The sequence below is a fragment of the Ruegeria sp. HKCCD6157 genome, from assembly GCF_013110685.1.
Classification (GTDB): domain Bacteria; phylum Pseudomonadota; class Alphaproteobacteria; order Rhodobacterales; family Rhodobacteraceae; genus Ruegeria.
In genome coordinates this window covers 78,110-95,498 of the sequence record NZ_WVRB01000001.1, presented here as the reverse complement: position 1 = coordinate 95,498, position 17,389 = coordinate 78,110, and the positions used below count along the sequence as shown (strand labels likewise).

At 58.8% G+C, this 17,389-nt stretch carries 15 protein-coding genes; 8 read left to right on the top strand and 7 right to left on the bottom strand.

What is annotated here, in order from left to right; genetic code table 11:
* Positions 1–37: 37 nt before the first annotated feature.
* From GS612_RS00430 to GS612_RS00415, 4 genes are all read left to right on the top strand, one after another.
* Positions 38–562, top strand: coding sequence for a CoxG family protein (locus GS612_RS00430; protein ID WP_171228808.1), 525 nt, complete (start codon positions 38–40; stop codon positions 560–562).
* 28 nt (positions 563–590) lie between these two features.
* Positions 591–1,073: a (2Fe-2S)-binding protein gene (locus GS612_RS00425; RefSeq protein ID WP_171205170.1), complete on the top strand. Its 483-nt coding sequence runs from the start codon at positions 591–593 to the stop codon at positions 1,071–1,073.
* 80 nt (positions 1,074–1,153) lie between these two features.
* Positions 1,154–3,514, top strand: coding sequence for a xanthine dehydrogenase family protein molybdopterin-binding subunit (locus tag GS612_RS00420; protein WP_171638713.1), 2,361 nt, complete (start codon positions 1,154–1,156; stop codon positions 3,512–3,514).
* Between the two features lie 95 nt (positions 3,515–3,609).
* Positions 3,610–4,401 (top strand): xanthine dehydrogenase family protein subunit M, encoded by a 792-nt coding sequence (locus GS612_RS00415; RefSeq protein WP_171638712.1) that lies wholly within the window; start codon positions 3,610–3,612, stop codon positions 4,399–4,401.
* 135 nt (positions 4,402–4,536) lie between these two features.
* Here the strand turns inward: GS612_RS00415 and GS612_RS00410 are convergent, their stop codons facing one another.
* The 3 genes from GS612_RS00410 to GS612_RS00400 all read right to left on the bottom strand — a co-directional run bounded on the left by GS612_RS00410 (position 4,537) and on the right by GS612_RS00400 (position 8,318).
* The gene (locus GS612_RS00410) at positions 4,537–4,929 is read right to left on the bottom strand and encodes an FAD:protein FMN transferase (protein ID WP_216603482.1); all 393 of its coding nucleotides are present in this window, start codon (positions 4,927–4,929) and stop codon (positions 4,537–4,539) included.
* A 194-nt stretch (positions 4,930–5,123) separates the two neighbouring features.
* Positions 5,124–6,950: a BCCT family transporter gene (locus tag GS612_RS00405; protein ID WP_171638710.1), complete on the bottom strand. Its 1,827-nt coding sequence runs from the start codon at positions 6,948–6,950 to the stop codon at positions 5,124–5,126.
* A gap of 423 nt (positions 6,951–7,373) precedes the next feature.
* Positions 7,374–8,318 carry a PDR/VanB family oxidoreductase gene (locus GS612_RS00400; RefSeq protein ID WP_171119328.1) on the bottom strand — a complete coding sequence of 315 codons (945 nt, stop codon included), beginning with the start codon at positions 8,316–8,318 and terminating at the stop codon, positions 7,374–7,376.
* 141 nt (positions 8,319–8,459) lie between these two features.
* Here GS612_RS00400 and GS612_RS00395 point away from each other — a divergent pair, with 141 nt between their 5' ends.
* From GS612_RS00395 to GS612_RS00380, 4 genes are all read left to right on the top strand, one after another.
* Positions 8,460–9,365 carry a LysR substrate-binding domain-containing protein gene (locus GS612_RS00395; RefSeq protein WP_171638709.1) on the top strand — a complete coding sequence of 302 codons (906 nt, stop codon included), beginning with the start codon at positions 8,460–8,462 and terminating at the stop codon, positions 9,363–9,365.
* A gap of 103 nt (positions 9,366–9,468) precedes the next feature.
* The gene (locus GS612_RS00390) at positions 9,469–10,626 is read left to right on the top strand and encodes an aromatic ring-hydroxylating dioxygenase subunit alpha (RefSeq protein WP_171638708.1); all 1,158 of its coding nucleotides are present in this window, start codon (positions 9,469–9,471) and stop codon (positions 10,624–10,626) included.
* A 259-nt stretch (positions 10,627–10,885) separates the two neighbouring features.
* On the top strand, positions 10,886–11,125 hold the full coding sequence (locus GS612_RS00385; RefSeq protein ID WP_171119331.1) for a hypothetical protein: 240 nt from the start codon (positions 10,886–10,888) through the stop codon (positions 11,123–11,125).
* A gap of 45 nt (positions 11,126–11,170) precedes the next feature.
* The gene (locus tag GS612_RS00380; protein WP_171638707.1) at positions 11,171–12,202 is read left to right on the top strand and encodes a GlxA family transcriptional regulator; all 1,032 of its coding nucleotides are present in this window, start codon (positions 11,171–11,173) and stop codon (positions 12,200–12,202) included.
* Here the strand turns inward: GS612_RS00380 and GS612_RS00375 are convergent.
* Genes GS612_RS00375 through GS612_RS00360 form a run of 4 tightly spaced genes read right to left on the bottom strand, consistent with a single transcriptional unit; the run spans position 12,161 to position 17,218 of the window.
* Positions 12,161–12,724 (bottom strand): sarcosine oxidase subunit gamma, encoded by a 564-nt coding sequence (locus tag GS612_RS00375; protein ID WP_171638706.1) that lies wholly within the window; start codon positions 12,722–12,724, stop codon positions 12,161–12,163. The two genes, GS612_RS00380 and GS612_RS00375, sit on opposite strands and share 42 nt — an antisense overlap.
* On the bottom strand, positions 12,717–15,671 hold the full coding sequence (locus GS612_RS00370; protein WP_171638705.1) for a sarcosine oxidase subunit alpha family protein: 2,955 nt from the start codon (positions 15,669–15,671) through the stop codon (positions 12,717–12,719). Before GS612_RS00370 ends, GS612_RS00375 begins: the two co-directional genes overlap by 8 nt.
* Positions 15,668–15,955: a sarcosine oxidase subunit delta gene (locus tag GS612_RS00365; protein ID WP_152460339.1), complete on the bottom strand. Its 288-nt coding sequence runs from the start codon at positions 15,953–15,955 to the stop codon at positions 15,668–15,670. Before GS612_RS00365 ends, GS612_RS00370 begins: the two co-directional genes overlap by 4 nt.
* Before the next feature lie 12 nt (positions 15,956–15,967).
* The gene (locus GS612_RS00360) at positions 15,968–17,218 is read right to left on the bottom strand and encodes a sarcosine oxidase subunit beta family protein (protein ID WP_152460340.1); all 1,251 of its coding nucleotides are present in this window, start codon (positions 17,216–17,218) and stop codon (positions 15,968–15,970) included.
* Positions 17,219–17,389: the final 171 nt, after the last annotated feature.

Genomic DNA, 17,389 nt, shown 5'->3' with positions numbered 1-17,389 from the left:
GCGCGTAGCGTAACAAAAATATACTTGGAGAAGTGAAATGGAACTCAATGACAGCCGCGTCATCGCCGCGCCGCGATCCAAAGTCTGGGCCTCGCTCTTGTCGGCAGAAGTTCTTAAGGAATGCGTGCCGGGATGTCAGGAGATGACAGGCTCGATCGAAGACGGGTTCGAGGCCACCGTCGTGCAAAAAGTAGGCCCGGTCAAAGCGACGTTCAAAGGCTCTGTAACCCTTTCTGATCTCGTGGAGCTTGAAAGCGTGAAGTTATCGGGTGAAGGTAAGGGAGGAGCCGCCGGATTTGCCAAAGGCGCGGCCGACGTCACCTTGTCGGATGCCCCCGAAGGCACACTGCTGACCTACGCGGTCGATGCACGCGTCGGTGGCAAACTGGCTCAGTTGGGGGGGCGCGTGATCGATGGGGTTGCCAGAAAAATGGCCGACCAGTTCTTTGAGAACTTTCAGAATGCGGTCGAACCTCAGGATGCGCCCGAGCCCGAAACCTCGGAAGAAGGCGAGACCGGGGAAGAAAAGAAAGGTTGGATCAAGCGCGTGTTAGGCGGTTGATCCTTTGGAATTCAGGGAGGAGAAAGTCATGAAAATTTCCATGACCGTGAACGGCAAAGCCGTAAGCGGAGACGTCGAGGGCCGGACATTGCTGTCCGGTTTTCTGCGCGATCATCTGTCTTTGACGGGCACGCATGTGGGGTGCGACACTGCGCAATGCGGCGCTTGCGTGGTGCATGTGAATGGCGAAGCGGTGAAATCGTGCAACATGCTGGCTGCCGAAGCAGATGGGGCTGATGTCGGCACGATCGAAGGTCAGGCCAATTCGGATGGGTCGTTGAACGTGATCCAGCAGGCGTTTCAGGATCACCACGGTCTGCAATGCGGATTCTGCACTCCGGGCATGGTGATGAGCGCCGCCGCGCTGCTGAAAGAGAACCCGCGCCCGACCGAGGCCGAAATCCGGAAGTATCTGGAGGGCAACCTGTGCCGCTGTACCGGGTATCACAACATCGTCAAGGCGATCATGGCCGCATCCGGCCAGGACGTGGGCAGCATCGCTGCGGAATGATGCCGCTGCGGGCGTCGGAAGCACGCCCGTGGGATGAGTGAGGGATGCAGCAGCATCCGTTTATGGGAGGAGAACAAGCAATGCCCAAAGACAGTGGCATCGGAGCCAGTTCCAAGCGGCGCGAGGACGTGCGCTTTCTGACCGGAGCAGGCAATTATACCGACGACATCAACGTACATGGCCAGGCCTATGTGCATTTTCTGCGGTCCGACATCGCGCATGGCCGGATCAAATCCGTGGACACTTCGGCGGCCGAAGGCATGCCGGGTGTGGTCAAGGTGTTTACCGGCAAGGATTTCGACGGCGTGGGCGGCATGCCCTGCGGCTGGGAAGTCACCGACAAGCACGGCGCGCCGATGCAAGAGCCGCCGCACCCCATTCTGGCGCAAGGCAAAGTGCGTCATGTGGGCGACCCGATCGCAGCCGTTGTGGCCGACAGCCTTGAGCAGGCCCGCGACGCGGCTGAGGCCATCGAAGTGGATATCGAGGAACTGCCCGCGGTGATCGACATGAAGGCAGCCGCGCAGGATGGCGCGACGCTGGTCCATGACGATCTGAAGAACAACATCTGCTATGACTGGCAACTGGGTGAGGCGGACGATGCCAAGGTGAACGAGGTGTTTGCCAACGCCGCGCATGTCACCTCGCTGGAACTGGTGAACAACCGTCTGGTCGCCAACCCGATGGAACCGCGCGTGGCCGTGGCGGAATACAGTCGGGGCACGGATGAATACACGCTCTATACTACGTCGCAGAACCCGCATGTGATCCGGCTGCTGATGTGCGCCTTCGTGCTGGGCCTGCCCGAGCACAAGGTCCGCGTCGTGGCGCCGGATGTGGGCGGCGGTTTCGGCACCAAGATTTTCCACTATGCGGAAGAGGCATTCTGCACCTTCGCCGCCAAGGCCTGCAACCGCCCTGTCAAGTGGACGGCCAGCCGGTCCGAGGCGTTCATGTCGGATGCACAGGGCCGCGACCATGTCAGCAAGATCGAGCTGGCGCTGGATGCCGACAACAATTTCGTCGGGCTGCGCACCAACACATACGCCAATCTGGGCGCCTATCTGTCCACCTTCTCCAGCTCGGTCCCGACCTGGCTGCACGGTACGCTGATGGCAGGCAACTACAAGACGCCGGTCATTCAGGTGAACGTGAAGGCGATGTTCACCAATACAGTGCCGGTGGACGCCTATCGCGGCGCAGGCCGCCCCGAGGCGACGTACCAGCTGGAGCGCGTGATCGACAAGGCCGCGCGCGAACTGGGCGTGGATCCGATCGCGCTGCGTCGGCAGAACTTCATCACGCAGTTCCCCTACGACACGCCGGTGGCGCTGACCTATGATACCGGGGATTACAACGGAACTATGGACAAGCTTGAGGCCGCCGCCGATCTGGCAGGTTTTGCAGCGCGGCGCGCGCAAAGCGAAGCCAACGGCAAGCTTCGGGGCTTGGGCATCAACTGCTATATCGAGGCCTGTGGCATCGCACCTTCCAACATTGTCGGTATGCTTGGGGCCCGGGCGGGCCTTTATGATGCAGCAACGGTTCGGGTGAACGCTACCGGTTCGATCAGCGTCATGGTCGGCGCGCACAGCCACGGGCAAGGGCACGAGACGGCCTTTCCGCAAGTGGTGGCCGACATGATCGGCATCGACGAGTCGATGGTCGAGATCGTGCATGGCGATACATCGAAAATCCCGTTCGGTATGGGCACATATGGTTCGCGTTCGCTGGCGGTCTGTGGCTCGGCCATGGTCAAGGCGACCGAAAAGGTGATCGACAAGGCCAAGAAGATCGCCGCCCACCTACTGGAAGCGTCCGAGGCCGATATCGAGCTGAAGGACGGTCAGTTCAGCGTTGCGGGTACTGATAAGTCAGTGGCCTGGGGCGATGTGACCCTGACGGCCTATGTCCCGCACAACTATCCACTGGAAGTGGAGCCCGGGTTGGAGGAAACTGCGTTCTATGATCCGGCCAACTTTACCTTCCCGGCAGGCGCCTATGCCTGCGAAGTCGAGGTTGATCCGGAAACCGGTCAGGTCAGCATCGAGAAATTCACTGCGGCGGATGATTTCGGCAACATCGTTAACCCGATGATCGTGGATGGTCAGGTGCACGGTGGTATCGGTCAGGGCATCGGGCAGGCGCTTTTGGAAAACTGCGCCTACGATGAAAACGGCCAGCTGCTGAGCGCGTCCTTCATGGACTACGCGATGCCGCGTGCGGATGACGTGCCATTCTACGGTGTCGACCATTCCAGCCAGACGCCGTGTACCCACAACCCCTTGGGCGTAAAGGGCTGTGGCGAAGCCGGTGCGATCGGGTCGCCACCTGCGGTCGTAAACGCGGTTCTTGATGCGCTGAACTCGGGCGGCAAGGCGGTGGACCACATCGACATGCCGGTAAGTCCATCGCGCGTCTGGGCGGCGATGAACAGCTGAGAGGAGAGGGCGGACCGGGGGCCAGCCCCCGGACCCCCGAGATATTTACAGCCAGATGAAGGGCGGATCCGCGCCTTTCGGAAAGGAAAAACGAAATGTACAGTTTCGAGTTTGAGAAACCCTCGACCATTGCTGACGCGGTTGCAGCACTGGCCGCCGAGGATGCGCAGGCGTTGGGGGGCGGACAGACGCTGATCCCAACATTGAAGCAACGGTTGGCGGCCCCGTCCAAGTTGGTGTCGGTCAGCGGAATTCCCGAGATGCAAGGCGTTTGCGTCGAGGATGACGGATCGGTGTCGATTGGTGGCGCGACGCCCCACGCTGTCGTCGCCCGCGAGGCCGCGGGGTCGTATCCAGCGCTTGCAGCGCTGGCCGGTCAGATTGGCGATCCGGCAGTCCGCAACCGCGGGACGATTGGCGGTTCGGTTGCCAACAATGACCCTGCGGCCTGTTATCCGGCAGGGGTATTGGGATCAGGGGCGACAGTGGTGACCAATACCCGCCAGATTGCCGCCGATGACTTTTTCCAGGGAATGTTCACGACGGCGCTGGATGAGGGTGAAATCATCACATCGGTCCGTTTCCCGGTGCCGCAAGCGGCGAGCTATCAAAAGTTCCTTCAGCCAGCGTCGCGATTTGCGCTTGTCGGGGTCTATCTGGCCCGTTTCGCCGATGGAGTACGTGTCGCGGTAACCGGCGCGAGCGAGGACGGCGTTTTCCGGTGGTCAGAGGCTGAACAGGCGCTGAACAAGGAGTTTCGCCCTGATGCCCTTATGGACCTGCGTGTAAACCCGGCAAACATGATTGCGGATCTGCATGGGAGCAAGGAGTATCGGGCGCATCTTGTTTCGGTCATGACCAAACGCGCGGTTGAAGACTGCTTGTAAAGAATTGGTCGGGAAAATCGAAAAGTCCCGGTGTTATCCGGGGCTTTTTGTCCTTGCAGCGTCACCACTTTCCCATTGGGGCGTACACAGATCGCGATGCGCTCGCCGGCTGTCCGCGCAAGGGTCGCTGCTATTTCAGCCTCGGAAGCATGACAGAATGCCGGTGAAAGCGCGTCTGCCGTTGTAGCATCCGGTGCCGGGACTGGACGTAGCAATGGCGCTGTCTTTCAAATGCGTGACTTCGACAAGTCCGTGCACTGGATCCGTTTCGCCCAGCAGAAACTGACGACCACTTGCATAATACTCTCCGATATTGACCAGAACACTTTCCCACCCGGCCTTGCGCAAGGCGCGAACGACCAGATCGGCGGCGAAACCTTGAGCGATGCCGTTCTGGGTAAGCGCTAGTCCCTGCCCGCGGCCCTGAGGCAGCCCGGTATTCAAAGTTGCAACCGCAAGGAATTCGAACTTGGCGGGTGTAGCTGGCGGGTGATGCGGCCCTCGCCGGTCCGGTGTGCAAACTGTCACCACGTCAGCCAAGGGCGGCGGACGTACGGGGTATGCGGCCGGTCGACAGTGGGCAGATTTGGTTCGCCGATCAGTGCGGCTTTGGCCTCGGGGTGATATTGGGGTTTTTCACGTCAAAGGCGACGCTTTGACAAAAAAGAACAGGCCGCCCCATCTGGGCGGCCTGACCAGGTTTTATTTCTTTTGCCTACGCGTTACTCGGCTGCCTGCGTGCTGCTGGCAGAGTGCTTGTCACGCTGACTGTCGCGGAACAGCGCCTTGGCCAGCGATACGCACATCAGGCCCATCACCATGGTGAACGGAAGCGCACCGATGATCATGGCATTGCGCAGCGCGTCCATAGGGTTGTTTTCACCCGCCGCCAGAATCAGCGCACCGATCACTGCCGTCAAGATCACACCCCAGATGATGCGGTGCTTGATACCGGTTTCCTGGCTACCACCCGACATGATGGTGTTCATCACCAGAATACCCGAGTCCGCCGAAGTCACCAGGAAGGTCATGATCAGGATCACGCACATGACGTTCAGCATGGACAATAGCCCACCGTCGATCATGTAGGACAGTGTGGTGAACAGCTTGTTGGTGTTCGATGCACCGATGATCGCACCTTCTGCCGCGCCCGCCAGTTCCAGATCGATCGCTGTGCCGCCGAGAACGGTCATCCAGGCAAAACACACCAGCGCAGGTGCGAACACGCAGCCCAAGATGAACTCGCGGACGGTGCGACCCTTGGAGATGCGCGCCAGGAACAGACCCACGAAGGGCGAGAACGCGATCCACCATGCCCAATAGAAGGTGGTCCAGCCTGCCTGCCAGCCGAATTGACGACCTTGCTCACCCGCAGCATAAGCCGCGGCCAAGGTTGCTTCGTCCAACTCGGCTGCTGCACCTTCCAGACCGCCTTTGAAGCCGTCGAAGCTGCCCCAGGCGTTGGTCGCCCCACCCATCAGGTCTGCGGCATGTGCTTGCGCCTCGGCCGGCAGGGCCGCTGCGAATGCTTCGGCCGACAGCGGGCCATAGGCGTTGAAGCTGAGCGACAGGAAGTGCAGGATGTAGTCGATCATCGCAGTGCCATAAGTGGTCATGGCAAAGACAAACGAGCCGAAGACCACGAAAGTGCCCAGCAAAATGATCGACAGCACCAGATTCAGGTTGGACAGGTACTTAACACCCCGGCCAACACCGGATACCGCCGAAATGATCGACAGGCCCATGATGACGACCAAGCCTGAAATCAGACCAACCTTGCTTGGGGTCGGCACCTCGCCGCCCAAATCCATGATCCACTGCATGCCTGTGATGGCATAAAGTCCGTCGATGAACTGGCTGACGCCATAACCGATGGTTACGGAAACGCCGAGGATCGTCGCGACAACGCCCAAAACGTCGACCACGTGGCCGAAAAAGCCGTTGACGAAACGGCCGAACAGCGGAGTCAGCGCCGAGCGGATCGTCAAAGGCATGTCGCGTGTGTAAGCGTAGTAAGCCAACGACAGGCCGGTCACCACGTAGATCGCCCAGGCGTGGAAGCCATAGTGCAGGAAAGTGAAGCGGTAAGCCGATTGCAATGCCTCAGGTGTGTTACCTTCGACCGCGCCGGAAACGACAACCGGGTTAGATCCCCAAAGGCCCAGCGGTTCTGCTGTGGCGAAAACCATGAGCCCCACACCAAGACCGGCACCGAACATCATGGAGAACCATGAGAAGTTCGAAAACTCGGGCTTTTCCCCCGGCGTTCCCATGATCCGACGACCCGTGGACGGAATGATCGCAACAACGGCAAGGAAAAAGAAGAAAAAACCGACAATGACGATGTAGAAGCTGTTGAAGACCTCCAGCAACTGGCTGTTCAGGCTGCCCAATGTGCTGTTTGCATTCGCTGGGAAAACCAGGGCCCACAGGACCAGCCCGACCATGATGGCCTTGCTGATCAGGGCAATTGGGACGCTGTAGTTTTCATAGAATCCGGAATCAGCCGTTTCTATTTCAACGTCCGTGAAAGGTTCGGGTATCGACATATCGCGCGTTCCTCCTCGAGTGTGTCGTTTTTGTTCTTCTGAAAAAGTGCTGGAAAACATCGCGTTGCACGACGTGGACAATCATGCACGTTGCACAAACCGATGTTGAGTTGTGTTCAGCCCAAACTTGGGCTTGCAGTAATAACGCGTGCTCCCATTACGTCTCTTACTGCAAATTTCCTCCGATTACTTGCTGCCTGCTGTCATCACCGGTCCTGGTGGTAAGTCAGCCTGAGGTTGAATATCGTCGCAGCATCCAAAGTGGTTGTTGGGTTTCCAGTTTCGAAAAACCTATAGCAAGGGTGAGATGTTCTAACTTGAGAATCCGACACTTCGATCACATGAAGCGACCACCGAATTCACTCGATTGCGATGTTAGCGAGAACACTACGGCGACATGATTTGTTGTGACCACTGCGTCCTTCACAGCTTCAGGACCAGTTTATCGGACTTGGCCCGCGAAACGCAGGTGCACAGGAATTCGTGGCTTTCCTGCTCTTGCGGTGTGAGTATTCCGTCGCGGTGATCGACCTGCCCTGACACTACGTCAACAATGCATGACCCGCACAACCCTTCAGAGCAGCCGAAATCGACATGCACGCCGTTGCTTTGCAATACTTCGAGAATGGTTTCCTCCTTTCCAACCGGGTAGACCGCGCCGGTTGACTGAATTTCGATCTGAAATTCCGCGTTTGGGTCGTGGTCGATGTCAGAGGCGGGTGCAAATCGTTCAAAATGGATTGCCCCGCCACGCAAGGATGCACCTGCTTCCAGAACAGCATTCAGCATCGGTTCAGGTCCGCAGGTATACACATCCGCACCGACGGGCATCGATTGCATGACCGATGCCAGATCAAACCTGCCGTCTGTGTCATCGCAATGCAAATGATACCATTCATCCAGCCCAAGGGCCCTGAACTGCGCGTCCATCGCTGCAAATTCTTTCGATCTTACAAGGTAGTAGACCCGAAAATCCTGCCCGCGGTTCATCAGTTCCCGCGCCATTGCAACCAGCGGAGTCGCCCCGATGCCGCCTGCGATCAACGTGACATGCCGATCGTGGTTTTCGAGTTTGAAGTGATTCCGCGGCCCGCCGATTTCGACCATCGCCCCTTCTTGAAGCGCGTGCATGGCCACAGAGCCGCCACGCCCTTCATCTTCGCGCTTGACGGCGACATTGATTACACGGCCGTCCTGACTCCAACTCCACAGTGAATACTGCCGCACCAGATCGTCGGCCAGATGGATATCGACATGTGCGCCGGGTTGAAGGCTTGTGAAGCGGCCGTTTTCGATTTCAAAGCAAAAATCGGACGTGTCCGGGCTCAGCCGGGTTTTGCGCACGAGGCGGGCGACTTGTGTATCCATCACACATCCTGTTCGTTCTCGGTCGACCTTGGTTCTGTACCCGATCGCAAACAGCAGGAAAAAACATAGATTTCAATTGCAAAATTTCTCACATTCGGATGAATGTAACTCACCTCTACCTTTTTGAGCAACGCAGCAACCATGTCACGACGCCACTATAATCTTCCACCTCTCACGACTTTGTCGGCCTTCGAGGCCGCCGCGCGGCATCTCAGCTTCAAAGAAGCGGCCGGCGAACTGTCGGTTACGCCGGGCGCTGTCAGCCACCAGATAAAAGCGCTGGAAAGTGAACTGGGTTCGGCACTGTTCGTCAGAAAGCACAGGGGCGTGGAACTGACCGAGGATGGCCAGGACCTGTTTGAAGTGCTCGGTTCGTCGTTCCGGCAGATTTCGAAGGTACTTGAAAAGATTCGCAGCGGCGATTCAGAAAATCCGGTGACGGTCGGGTCCACTACCGCTGTGGCGGCGTTGTGGCTTTCTCCGTCGGTCATCCGGTTCTGGCAGGACTACCCGCACGTGAAAGTGAACCAGATGGCACAGGACAAGCCATTCTCGGACAGACCGGATATCGACTTTTTCATCCGCTACGGTCGTGACGTGAATTCGCAGCTGAACCATACTAAACTGTACCGTGATACTCTGACGCCGGTCTGTAGCCCCGAGATGGCCATGGAACTGAAGGGGGCAAGCCTGGAAGACCTGGTCGAACGTCGCCTGATCCACCTTGAAACGCAGGACAACACCTGGACCACCTGGCCATCTTGGTTTCACGACCTCGGATATACCGGAGTTGTACCGGTGCAGTCGCGCGTAAACAGCTATGCGTTGGCGTTACAGTTGGCCCGGAAAGGGGCCGGGCTTGCATTGGGGTGGAAACGCTTGATCCAGCCCATGCTGGCATCAGGAAAACTTGTTGCGCTGGAAGAATTCAGCCTCTCTGCCCCGAATAACTTTTACCTCGTCGGTCGTCCGGACGACCAACTGACAGAAGGTGCCCTGGCGCTGAAAAACTGGTTGCTGGATGAATTGTCCGGGGGTTCAGTTTAGTCTGCCTCAATCGGCCATGAGGTTTTTCGATATTGAATGAAGCCCGCTCGACCGGCCAATGGGGGAAACGTTCAACACATTCCGAATTACTCAGGAGCAACCGATGAACAAGCATTCAGCGCTTTCGTCTGTTCTGACCCCGGTAAACACCGCCAAGGGCCTGCCGAACGAGCATTATATCGATCCCGATGTCTTCGCCGAGGAACGGGAGGCGGTTCTGTTCGCGAACTGGTCGGGCATCGGTTTTGGCAAGGACATTCCCGAAGCGGGTGATGCCTTTCCGATCGACTTTCTCGGCGTGCCGCTTCTGATGGTGCGCGACCGAGACGGACAGATCGGCGTTTTCCAGAACACCTGCCGCCATCGCGGAATGATCTTGGTCGACAAGCCGCAGAAAATCCGCGGCGCGATCCGATGCCCCTATCACAGCTGGTGTTACGGCCTGAATGGCGAGCTGCGCACGGCGCCGCATGTCGGTGGCCCCGGACAGAACACGCATGAAGATCTGGACTTTGCTGAACTGGGCCTGATCCGCATACGTTCCTATGTCTGGCGCGACGTTGTCTTCGTGAATGTGGATGGCAACGCCCCGGAGTTCGAAGAGGTCCATCGCGAATTGATGGAACGCTGGAAAGATTTCGAACAGCCCATGTATCATGGCGGTGCCGGCGCGTCTGTCCGGCTCGAGCTGGAGTCGAACTGGAAACTGGCGGTCGAGAATTTCTGCGAAAGCTATCACCTGCCCTGGGTTCACCCGGGTCTCAACAGCTATTCGCGTCTGGAAGACCACTACAACATCAATGAACTGGGCAAGTATTCGGGTCAGGGCACCTACGTCTATCGCCAGTTCGAAGGTCAGGACGGCGAAAAACTGGATGACTTCCGGAATCTGAGCGAAAAGTGGAACGAAGGGGCGGAATACATCGTCGTGTACCCGAACACCTTGCTGGGTGTTCAACGCGATCACGGATTTGCGTTCATCATCGATCCGATCACGCATGAACGGTCAAACGAAAGGATCGAGCTGTACTACGCCAAAAAACCGGAAGACGCACCCGAGCACGAAGCGTTGCGCGCAAAGAACGCACAGCTTTGGAAAACTGTTTTCGAAGAGGATGTGTTCGTGGTCGAGGGCATGCAGAAAGGCCGTCATGGTGTCAAATTCGACGGCGGCCGTTTCTCGCCCGCGATGGATGGCCCAACGCATTGTTTCCACCACTGGGTGGCCACCCAGATCGAAAAAGCCCGTGCCGAAGCATAGGCGGCTTTCCGGCCGGATCATGGGCTAAGGGCGCCACGTATGCGCCCTGCTCGGTCATTTGCAATCAGGAACATCGCAGATGCAGGCGATGTTCCGCAATTGCGGAAAGACGCATGCGGATGCGTGTGATGGGTTCATCACTGGCCGGTCCGCATCGTTGACGGCGCTGGGAAATCACAACTCAGGCGCAAAAAGGTAGAAAGCGTATGATGATTACGTACAGACCAACACACGTCGCGTTTCCGGTAAGAGGCTGACCTTGGATCTGCAAGAACTCGACAAGCACCTGTTGCAGGCTCATGCGGATAATGATGTGCCTGCGCTGATCCGGCTGTACCACGAGGCAGCCGACCGGGCCGAGCAAAATCAGGATCTCGACGCCGCTTGTTTTTATCTTACACATGCGTTTGTGTTCGCGCTGGAATACGGTGCGCCCGAAGCGGATGAGTTGAACCGAAAACTATACGAACGCGGTCGCGCCCATCGTTTGGTGTTCTGACAAAATCGGTGTAGTTGGGGTATCGTGCTGGCAAAGAGACAAAGCATGACCCATTTCACCTTTCTGTGCCTCGAAGATTTTCCGCTTGCTGCCCTGTCCATGGCCATCGACCCGCTACGCGTGGCCAATGAGATCAGCCGCAGCGATGGTCTTGGCTGGACTGTCGTTTCGGAAGATGGACAACAGATCATGTCCAGCTCACGCCTCAGCATCAACCCTGACAAGGCATTGTCCGAGGTAGAGGAAACCGACGTCGTGCTAGTCTTTGCCGGGGCCTCAGCCCGGTTGAAGGATCGCAAGGCTTCGGGCGGAGCGCTGCGGCGGCTTTTGTCCCGTGGCGCGCGGATCGGTTCGGTCAGCGGCTCACTTTTTGCGCTGGCAGAAGAAAAGTTCTTCGATGGTTACAGCTGTAGCGCGCATTTCTGCTATACCGCTGCTTTGAAGGAACAATTCGACAGGGTGAACCTGTGTGACACGCTCTATACGATAGATCGCAACCGAATGTCCTTTGCCGGGACTTCAGCGGTTTTTGAGTTCATGCTGGGCGTGATTTCGGATGAGGTGTCCGATGCGGTTGCCGTCGAAACGGCCTGCTGGTTCCAATACGCGACTTTGCGTGATGCCGATACGTTGCAGGTTTTGCCGGGCTACAGCAAAGATCAGACCCGCAATGCTCTGCCGCGCCCGGTTCGGCGGGCCATCGAGTTGTTTGCAAACAACATTGAAAACAAGATCTCGATCGAGCAGGTTTCGAAACGCGTTGGCATGTCCATCCGGCAATTGGAGCGGCATTTCAAGAAGGAAACCGGGATCAGCCCCGGCGGCTACTATCGCAGGCTGCGACTGGACGCGGCGCGGCAGAAGCTGCTTTACACCGACCAGCCTTTGCAGGAAATCGCGCTTTCGGTCGGGTATGACAGCGCCAGTTCGTTTTCAAGCAACTATCGGCGCGAATTCGGTCTGCCGCCGACTCAGGAGCGCAAGGACCGAAGCCGCGGTGCCAGACACGCGGCTTTGTCCTTTGGGCATCGTCCTTCACAGGGCCCTGGCCACCTCGATCAGCATGTGGTGAACTGAAATCGCATAGCTGCGTGGCGCGTAGATCGAAAAATCCGTTCCCGCTTCATTGCAGCGCAGCAGGCACCCCACATGGTGGATTGCGGTGCGGTTGAAGGCTCCGGCCTGCATCTGCTCGACATCCAGAACGGTCAGGCGTTGCAGCAAACCTGTGGCACCCTGCCCGGTCATGTCGATGCGTGTGAACGCGTCCGACTGATCGGTCACCGACGCTATGCCGGCCAGCTCGGTTTCCATACGCCTGGCCAGCTCCAACGGGCCTGCAAAAGCTTCTTCGCACAGGTACTGATCCGGGCCCAGCCAGTGCAGGCTGCTGGTTTCGCCCTTTTCCCACCGCCCCGCCTCAGGCGCCGGGATTCCGCAAACGGTTTGAAGTTTGGCTTTGACGGTTTCCTCCTGCCCCAACCGGGCCGAGACGGATGCCAGCGCCACATCCTCCCGTTCCTGAAAGGTCAGAGTTCCGACCACGTCCCGTTTGGGTTCACTGCCGCCAATGGCGGTCTTGGCAACATAATCACGCACGGAGCCGTTCTCCTTCGGGGTCAACGAAATGCGCGCTGACAAGCGTCGCTTTGATGTTGGTGTCATCCACCGGGCTGACAATCTGCACGGTGTCGCCCAATCGCTGCGTCCCGCGTTTTACAAAGGCCAGGCCGATGCTGCTGGACAGGTGTGGCGAATAGGCAGCCGATGTGACATAGCCCAGATCTTTTTCCGGCACGTGTGGCGCATCTTCGTCGAACACATGGCCACCGGCCAGCACGGTATCGGCGCTGTTGACCGGCTGAATGCCGACCAAAGCCAGACCATCCGGATCGGTCAGAGCTTCGCGTGCGCTGAGCGTCGCACCGATACTGTCTTTCTGGGTTGAGACCATGCGCCCCATGCCCAGATTGTGGGCGCTGGTGGTTCCGTTCAGTTCGTTTCCGGTGGCATGGCCCTTTTCAATCCGCAGAACGCCAAGCGCTTCGGTGCCATACGGCGTTACGCCAAAGGGCTCTCCAAGCGCCATCAGATGTCGGATCAGCGCGTCACCGTACCGGGTAGGCACAGCCAGTTCATAGGCCAACTCGCCCGAGAACGAGATACGGAACAGCCGCGCCGGGATCCCCCCGGCAATGGTCACCTCGCCACACGCCATAAAGGGAAAACCTTCGTTGCTGATGTCATGGCCGTCATCAACGACCTTTTGCAGCAACTCGCGGGATTTCGGGCCCGCTATGGCATATTGTGCCCAGGCGTCGGTGGTCGAGATCATCTGCACATCCATGTCCGGAAACAGGCATTGATGCACGAACTCCATGTGGCGATAGACTCCAACCGCGTTTGCGGTTGTGGTGGTGACCACAAAGTGATCCTCGGCCAGGCAGGCGGCGGTGCCGTCATCCATGGCTATTCCGTCTTCGCGCAGCATCAGGCCATAGCGGGTTTTGCCCACCGGCAGTTTGGCAAAGCCGTTGCAATAGATCTTGTTGAGGAATTCCGCGGCATCCGCGCCTTGCACGTCGATTTTGCCCAGCGTGGTCACGTCGCAGACGCCGACACCGCTGCGTACGGCCAGAACCTCGCGATCCACGGATTCGCGCCAATGGGTCTCACCAGCCTTGGGGAACCATTGCGCACGCAGCCAGGGGCCCACCTCGACGAATACCGCGCCCTGTTCTTCGGCCCATCGGTGGCTGGGCGTCAGTCGCGTGGGTTTGAATTCTTTTCCAACCGAGCGCCCGGCCCAGGCCCCCATCGCCACCGGCGTGTAAGGTGGCCGGAAGATGGTTGTGCCGGTTTCGGGAATGCTCTTGCCGGTGATCTCGGCCATCACGGCCAGCGCGCCGACATTCGCGGTTTTGCCCTGATCGGTCGCCATGCCAAGAGTGGTATAGCGTTTCAGATGCTCGACACTGCGGAAGCCTTCCTGTTCGGCCAGTTTGACATCCTTGACGGTCACGTCATTCTGGAAATCCAGCCAGGCGCGGCCTTTGCCGGGCACATGCCACAACGGCGTGATGCGGATCTCATCATCCTCGGCTTTCGGCAGGTCGACCGGGCAGGCCCTGATCCCCAGCCCGTCAAGCGCCGCAAGTGCCGCATTGGTGCCCGAGGCGATCGCCCCGTGGCTGGTCAGGTTGCCCGCGGCGGCACCGGCGACACTCATACCCTTGGGCAGTTCGGCCGGCGGGATGAAGGTTGCAAGCGGTTCGAACCATTGCGGGCGACCGCGTTGGTGGCATGTCAGTTGCACATTCGGATTCCACCCACCCGAAACGCCCAGACCGCTGACTTCGATGGGGCGGCTCTGACCATCGGCCATCTGCACGGTGATCGATTTCAGCCCCAGACGGCCCTGCGCGTTGGTGACCTGCGCCCCGGCCAGCAATTCACATTCGGCAATGCGCGGTGCATCGTGGCGTGGGTCGATCACGGCAACAACCTTGATCCCGGCTTTGATCAGATCCTGTGCGGCGCGGTGTCCTTCGTCATTGTTGGTGAAGATCGCCACGCGCTGGCCCGGTGTCGCGGCCCAGCGGTTTGCATAGGCCCGCATCGCGCCCGCCAGCATTATGCCCGGCCGGTCGTTGTTTTCGAAAGCAATCGGACGTTCGGTAGATCCGGCACAAAGCACCGAGTGCTTCGCGTAGATGCGCCACAGAATCTGGCGCGGTTTCCCCGCCTCGGGCACCGCAAGGTGATCCGAGACGCGCTCAAGCGCGCCGTGAATGCCGTGATCATAGGCGCCGAACACGGTGGTGCGCGTCAGAAGGCGCACATTGTCCATCGACGCCAGCTCTCCCAGTGTCTGCGCGACCCAATCGGCATTCGAAATGCCCTCGAACCGGTCACAGTCAGACAACAGACGCCCACCCATCCGGCTGTCTTCGTCCGCCAGAATGACCCGCGCGCCAGACCGCGCCGCCGTCAACGCCGCGATCAGGCCGGAAGGACCTGCACCGATAACCAGGACATCGCAATGCAAATAGCCCTTGTCGTAGATATCCGGGTCGGCCTCCTGCGTCAGGCTGCCCAGACCGGCCGCCTTGCGGATCATCGGTTCATAGAGCTTTTCCCAGAACGCCTTGGGCCACATGAAGGTCTTGTAATAGAAACCCGCCGTCAAAAAGGGCGAAAGCCGATCATTGATCGACAGCGCATCGAAGGCGAGCGAGGGCCAGCGGTTCTGCGATGTCGCCTCGAGCCCGTCGAACAGTTCGACCGTGGTCGCGCGTGTGTTGGGCTCCTGCCGGTTGCCTGTGCGCAGCTCGACCAGCGCGTTGGGCTCTTCCGAGCCCGAGGCCAGCACACCGCGTGGACGGTGGTATTTGAACGAACGGCCAACCAACCGCACGTCATTGGCCAGCAGCGCCGAGGCCAGCGTATCACCCTTATAGCCTTCGTAGGATTTGCCATCGAAGGTAAAGCGCAGCTTTTTGGACCGGTCGATCAGACCGCCCTGCAAACGATTGTTCTGGGTCATTTTCCCCGTCCCGTCTTGCGGGCTACATCCCGCGCCAGTTCTGTAGCCAGAATTTCATGGGTCAGCGTGTCGCGTGTCACAACAAGCCACGATCTGTCGCCCTGCTCGTGAAACCACAGCTCTCGGTGGGTTCCTGCCGGGTTGTCGCGCAGGTAGACATAGTCGTGAAACTCAGCGGCGGCCGTGTCGGATTGCCAGTCGGGCCGATTGATCAGGCTCGCGTCGCCCAGATAGGTGAATTCGGACGCGTCTCGCGGGCCAAGCAGTGGATGATTGATGATCATGTGCGGGCCTCCTCAGTGCAGGTTGGGCTGTGCGCCCACACCTTTTTCGTCAATCATCCGGCCGGTTCTGAACCGGTCCAGCCGATAGGCCGTTGCAACGTCATGCGGTCGGTCGGTGGCCATCAGATGCGCGAAACAAAAACCAGATGCTGGGGTTGCCTTGAAACCGCCGTAGCACCAGCCACCATTGAAATAGAGCCCTTCAATTCCGGTGTGATCTATGAACGGCGAACCATCCATCGACATATCCATCACGCCGCCCCACATCCGCAGCAGGCGCGCGCGGCCGATCATCGGCATCAGGGACATGCCGCCTTCGGCCACGTCCTCGACCACGGGCAGGTTGCCGCGTTGTGCATAGGTATTGTAGCCATCGATATCGCCGCCAAAGACCAGACCGCCCTTGTCCGATTGGCTGACATAGAAATGTCCGGCGCCATAAGTGATCACCCCGTCAAGCACCGGTTTCAGCCCTTCCGTCACAAAGGCCTGGAGCACGTGGCTTTCGATCGGCAGGCGCATCCCCGCCTGGGCCATCACGCGCCCGGAAGATCCGGCAACCGCCACGCCCACCTTCTTGGCGCCGATGTAACCCCGTGTGGTTTCAACGCCCAGCAGTTTTCCGTTTTCGATGCGGAACCCGGTGACTTCGCAATTCTGGATGATGTCGACCCCCCGTTGATCCGCGGCACGGGCATAGCCCCAAGCGACACCGTCATGACGCGCCGTACCACCGCGGCGATGCAACAGACCGCCCTTGATCGGAAAGCGCGCATCGTCAAAGTTCAGGAACGGGTACATCGCACGAACGCCCTCTGCATCCAGCAGTTCCGCCCCAGAGCCGGTGAACATCATCGCGTTACCACGACGACGATACGCGTCACGCTGCGCGTCCGTATGACAGAGGTTCAGAATACCGCGCTGACTGACCATCGCATTGTAGTTCAGGTCCTGTTCAAGATTTTCCCACAGTTTCAGCGACAGCTCATAGAATGGCTGGTTGCCATCCAACAGGTAATTGGCACGAATGATCGTTGTGTTCCGCCCCACGTTGCCGCCACCGATCCAGCCTTTTTCCAGAACCGCCACCCTGGCGGCGTTGTGTTCCTTGGCCAGATAGTATGCCGTCGCAAGGCCGTGACCGCCGCCGCCGATCACGATGAAATCATAGCTTGATTGAGGCTCGGGATCGCGCCAAGCCGGTGTCCAGCCCCGGTGCCCTTTCAAAACCTGCCGCATGATCGCGAGTGCCGAATACCGCATGAATATGTGTCCTTAACCCTCAGTGCGCCGAAGCATCATGTGCCGCCGGGAAAGCCCCAGTCACGACGTATTCCGTCACGGAGTTTATCGGTTGCGACAATTTTCAGGCCGGTATTCGGATTGATTGGCGCGCGATCGGGCAGTTTTCCAGGTGCCCACCATGACCGCGGC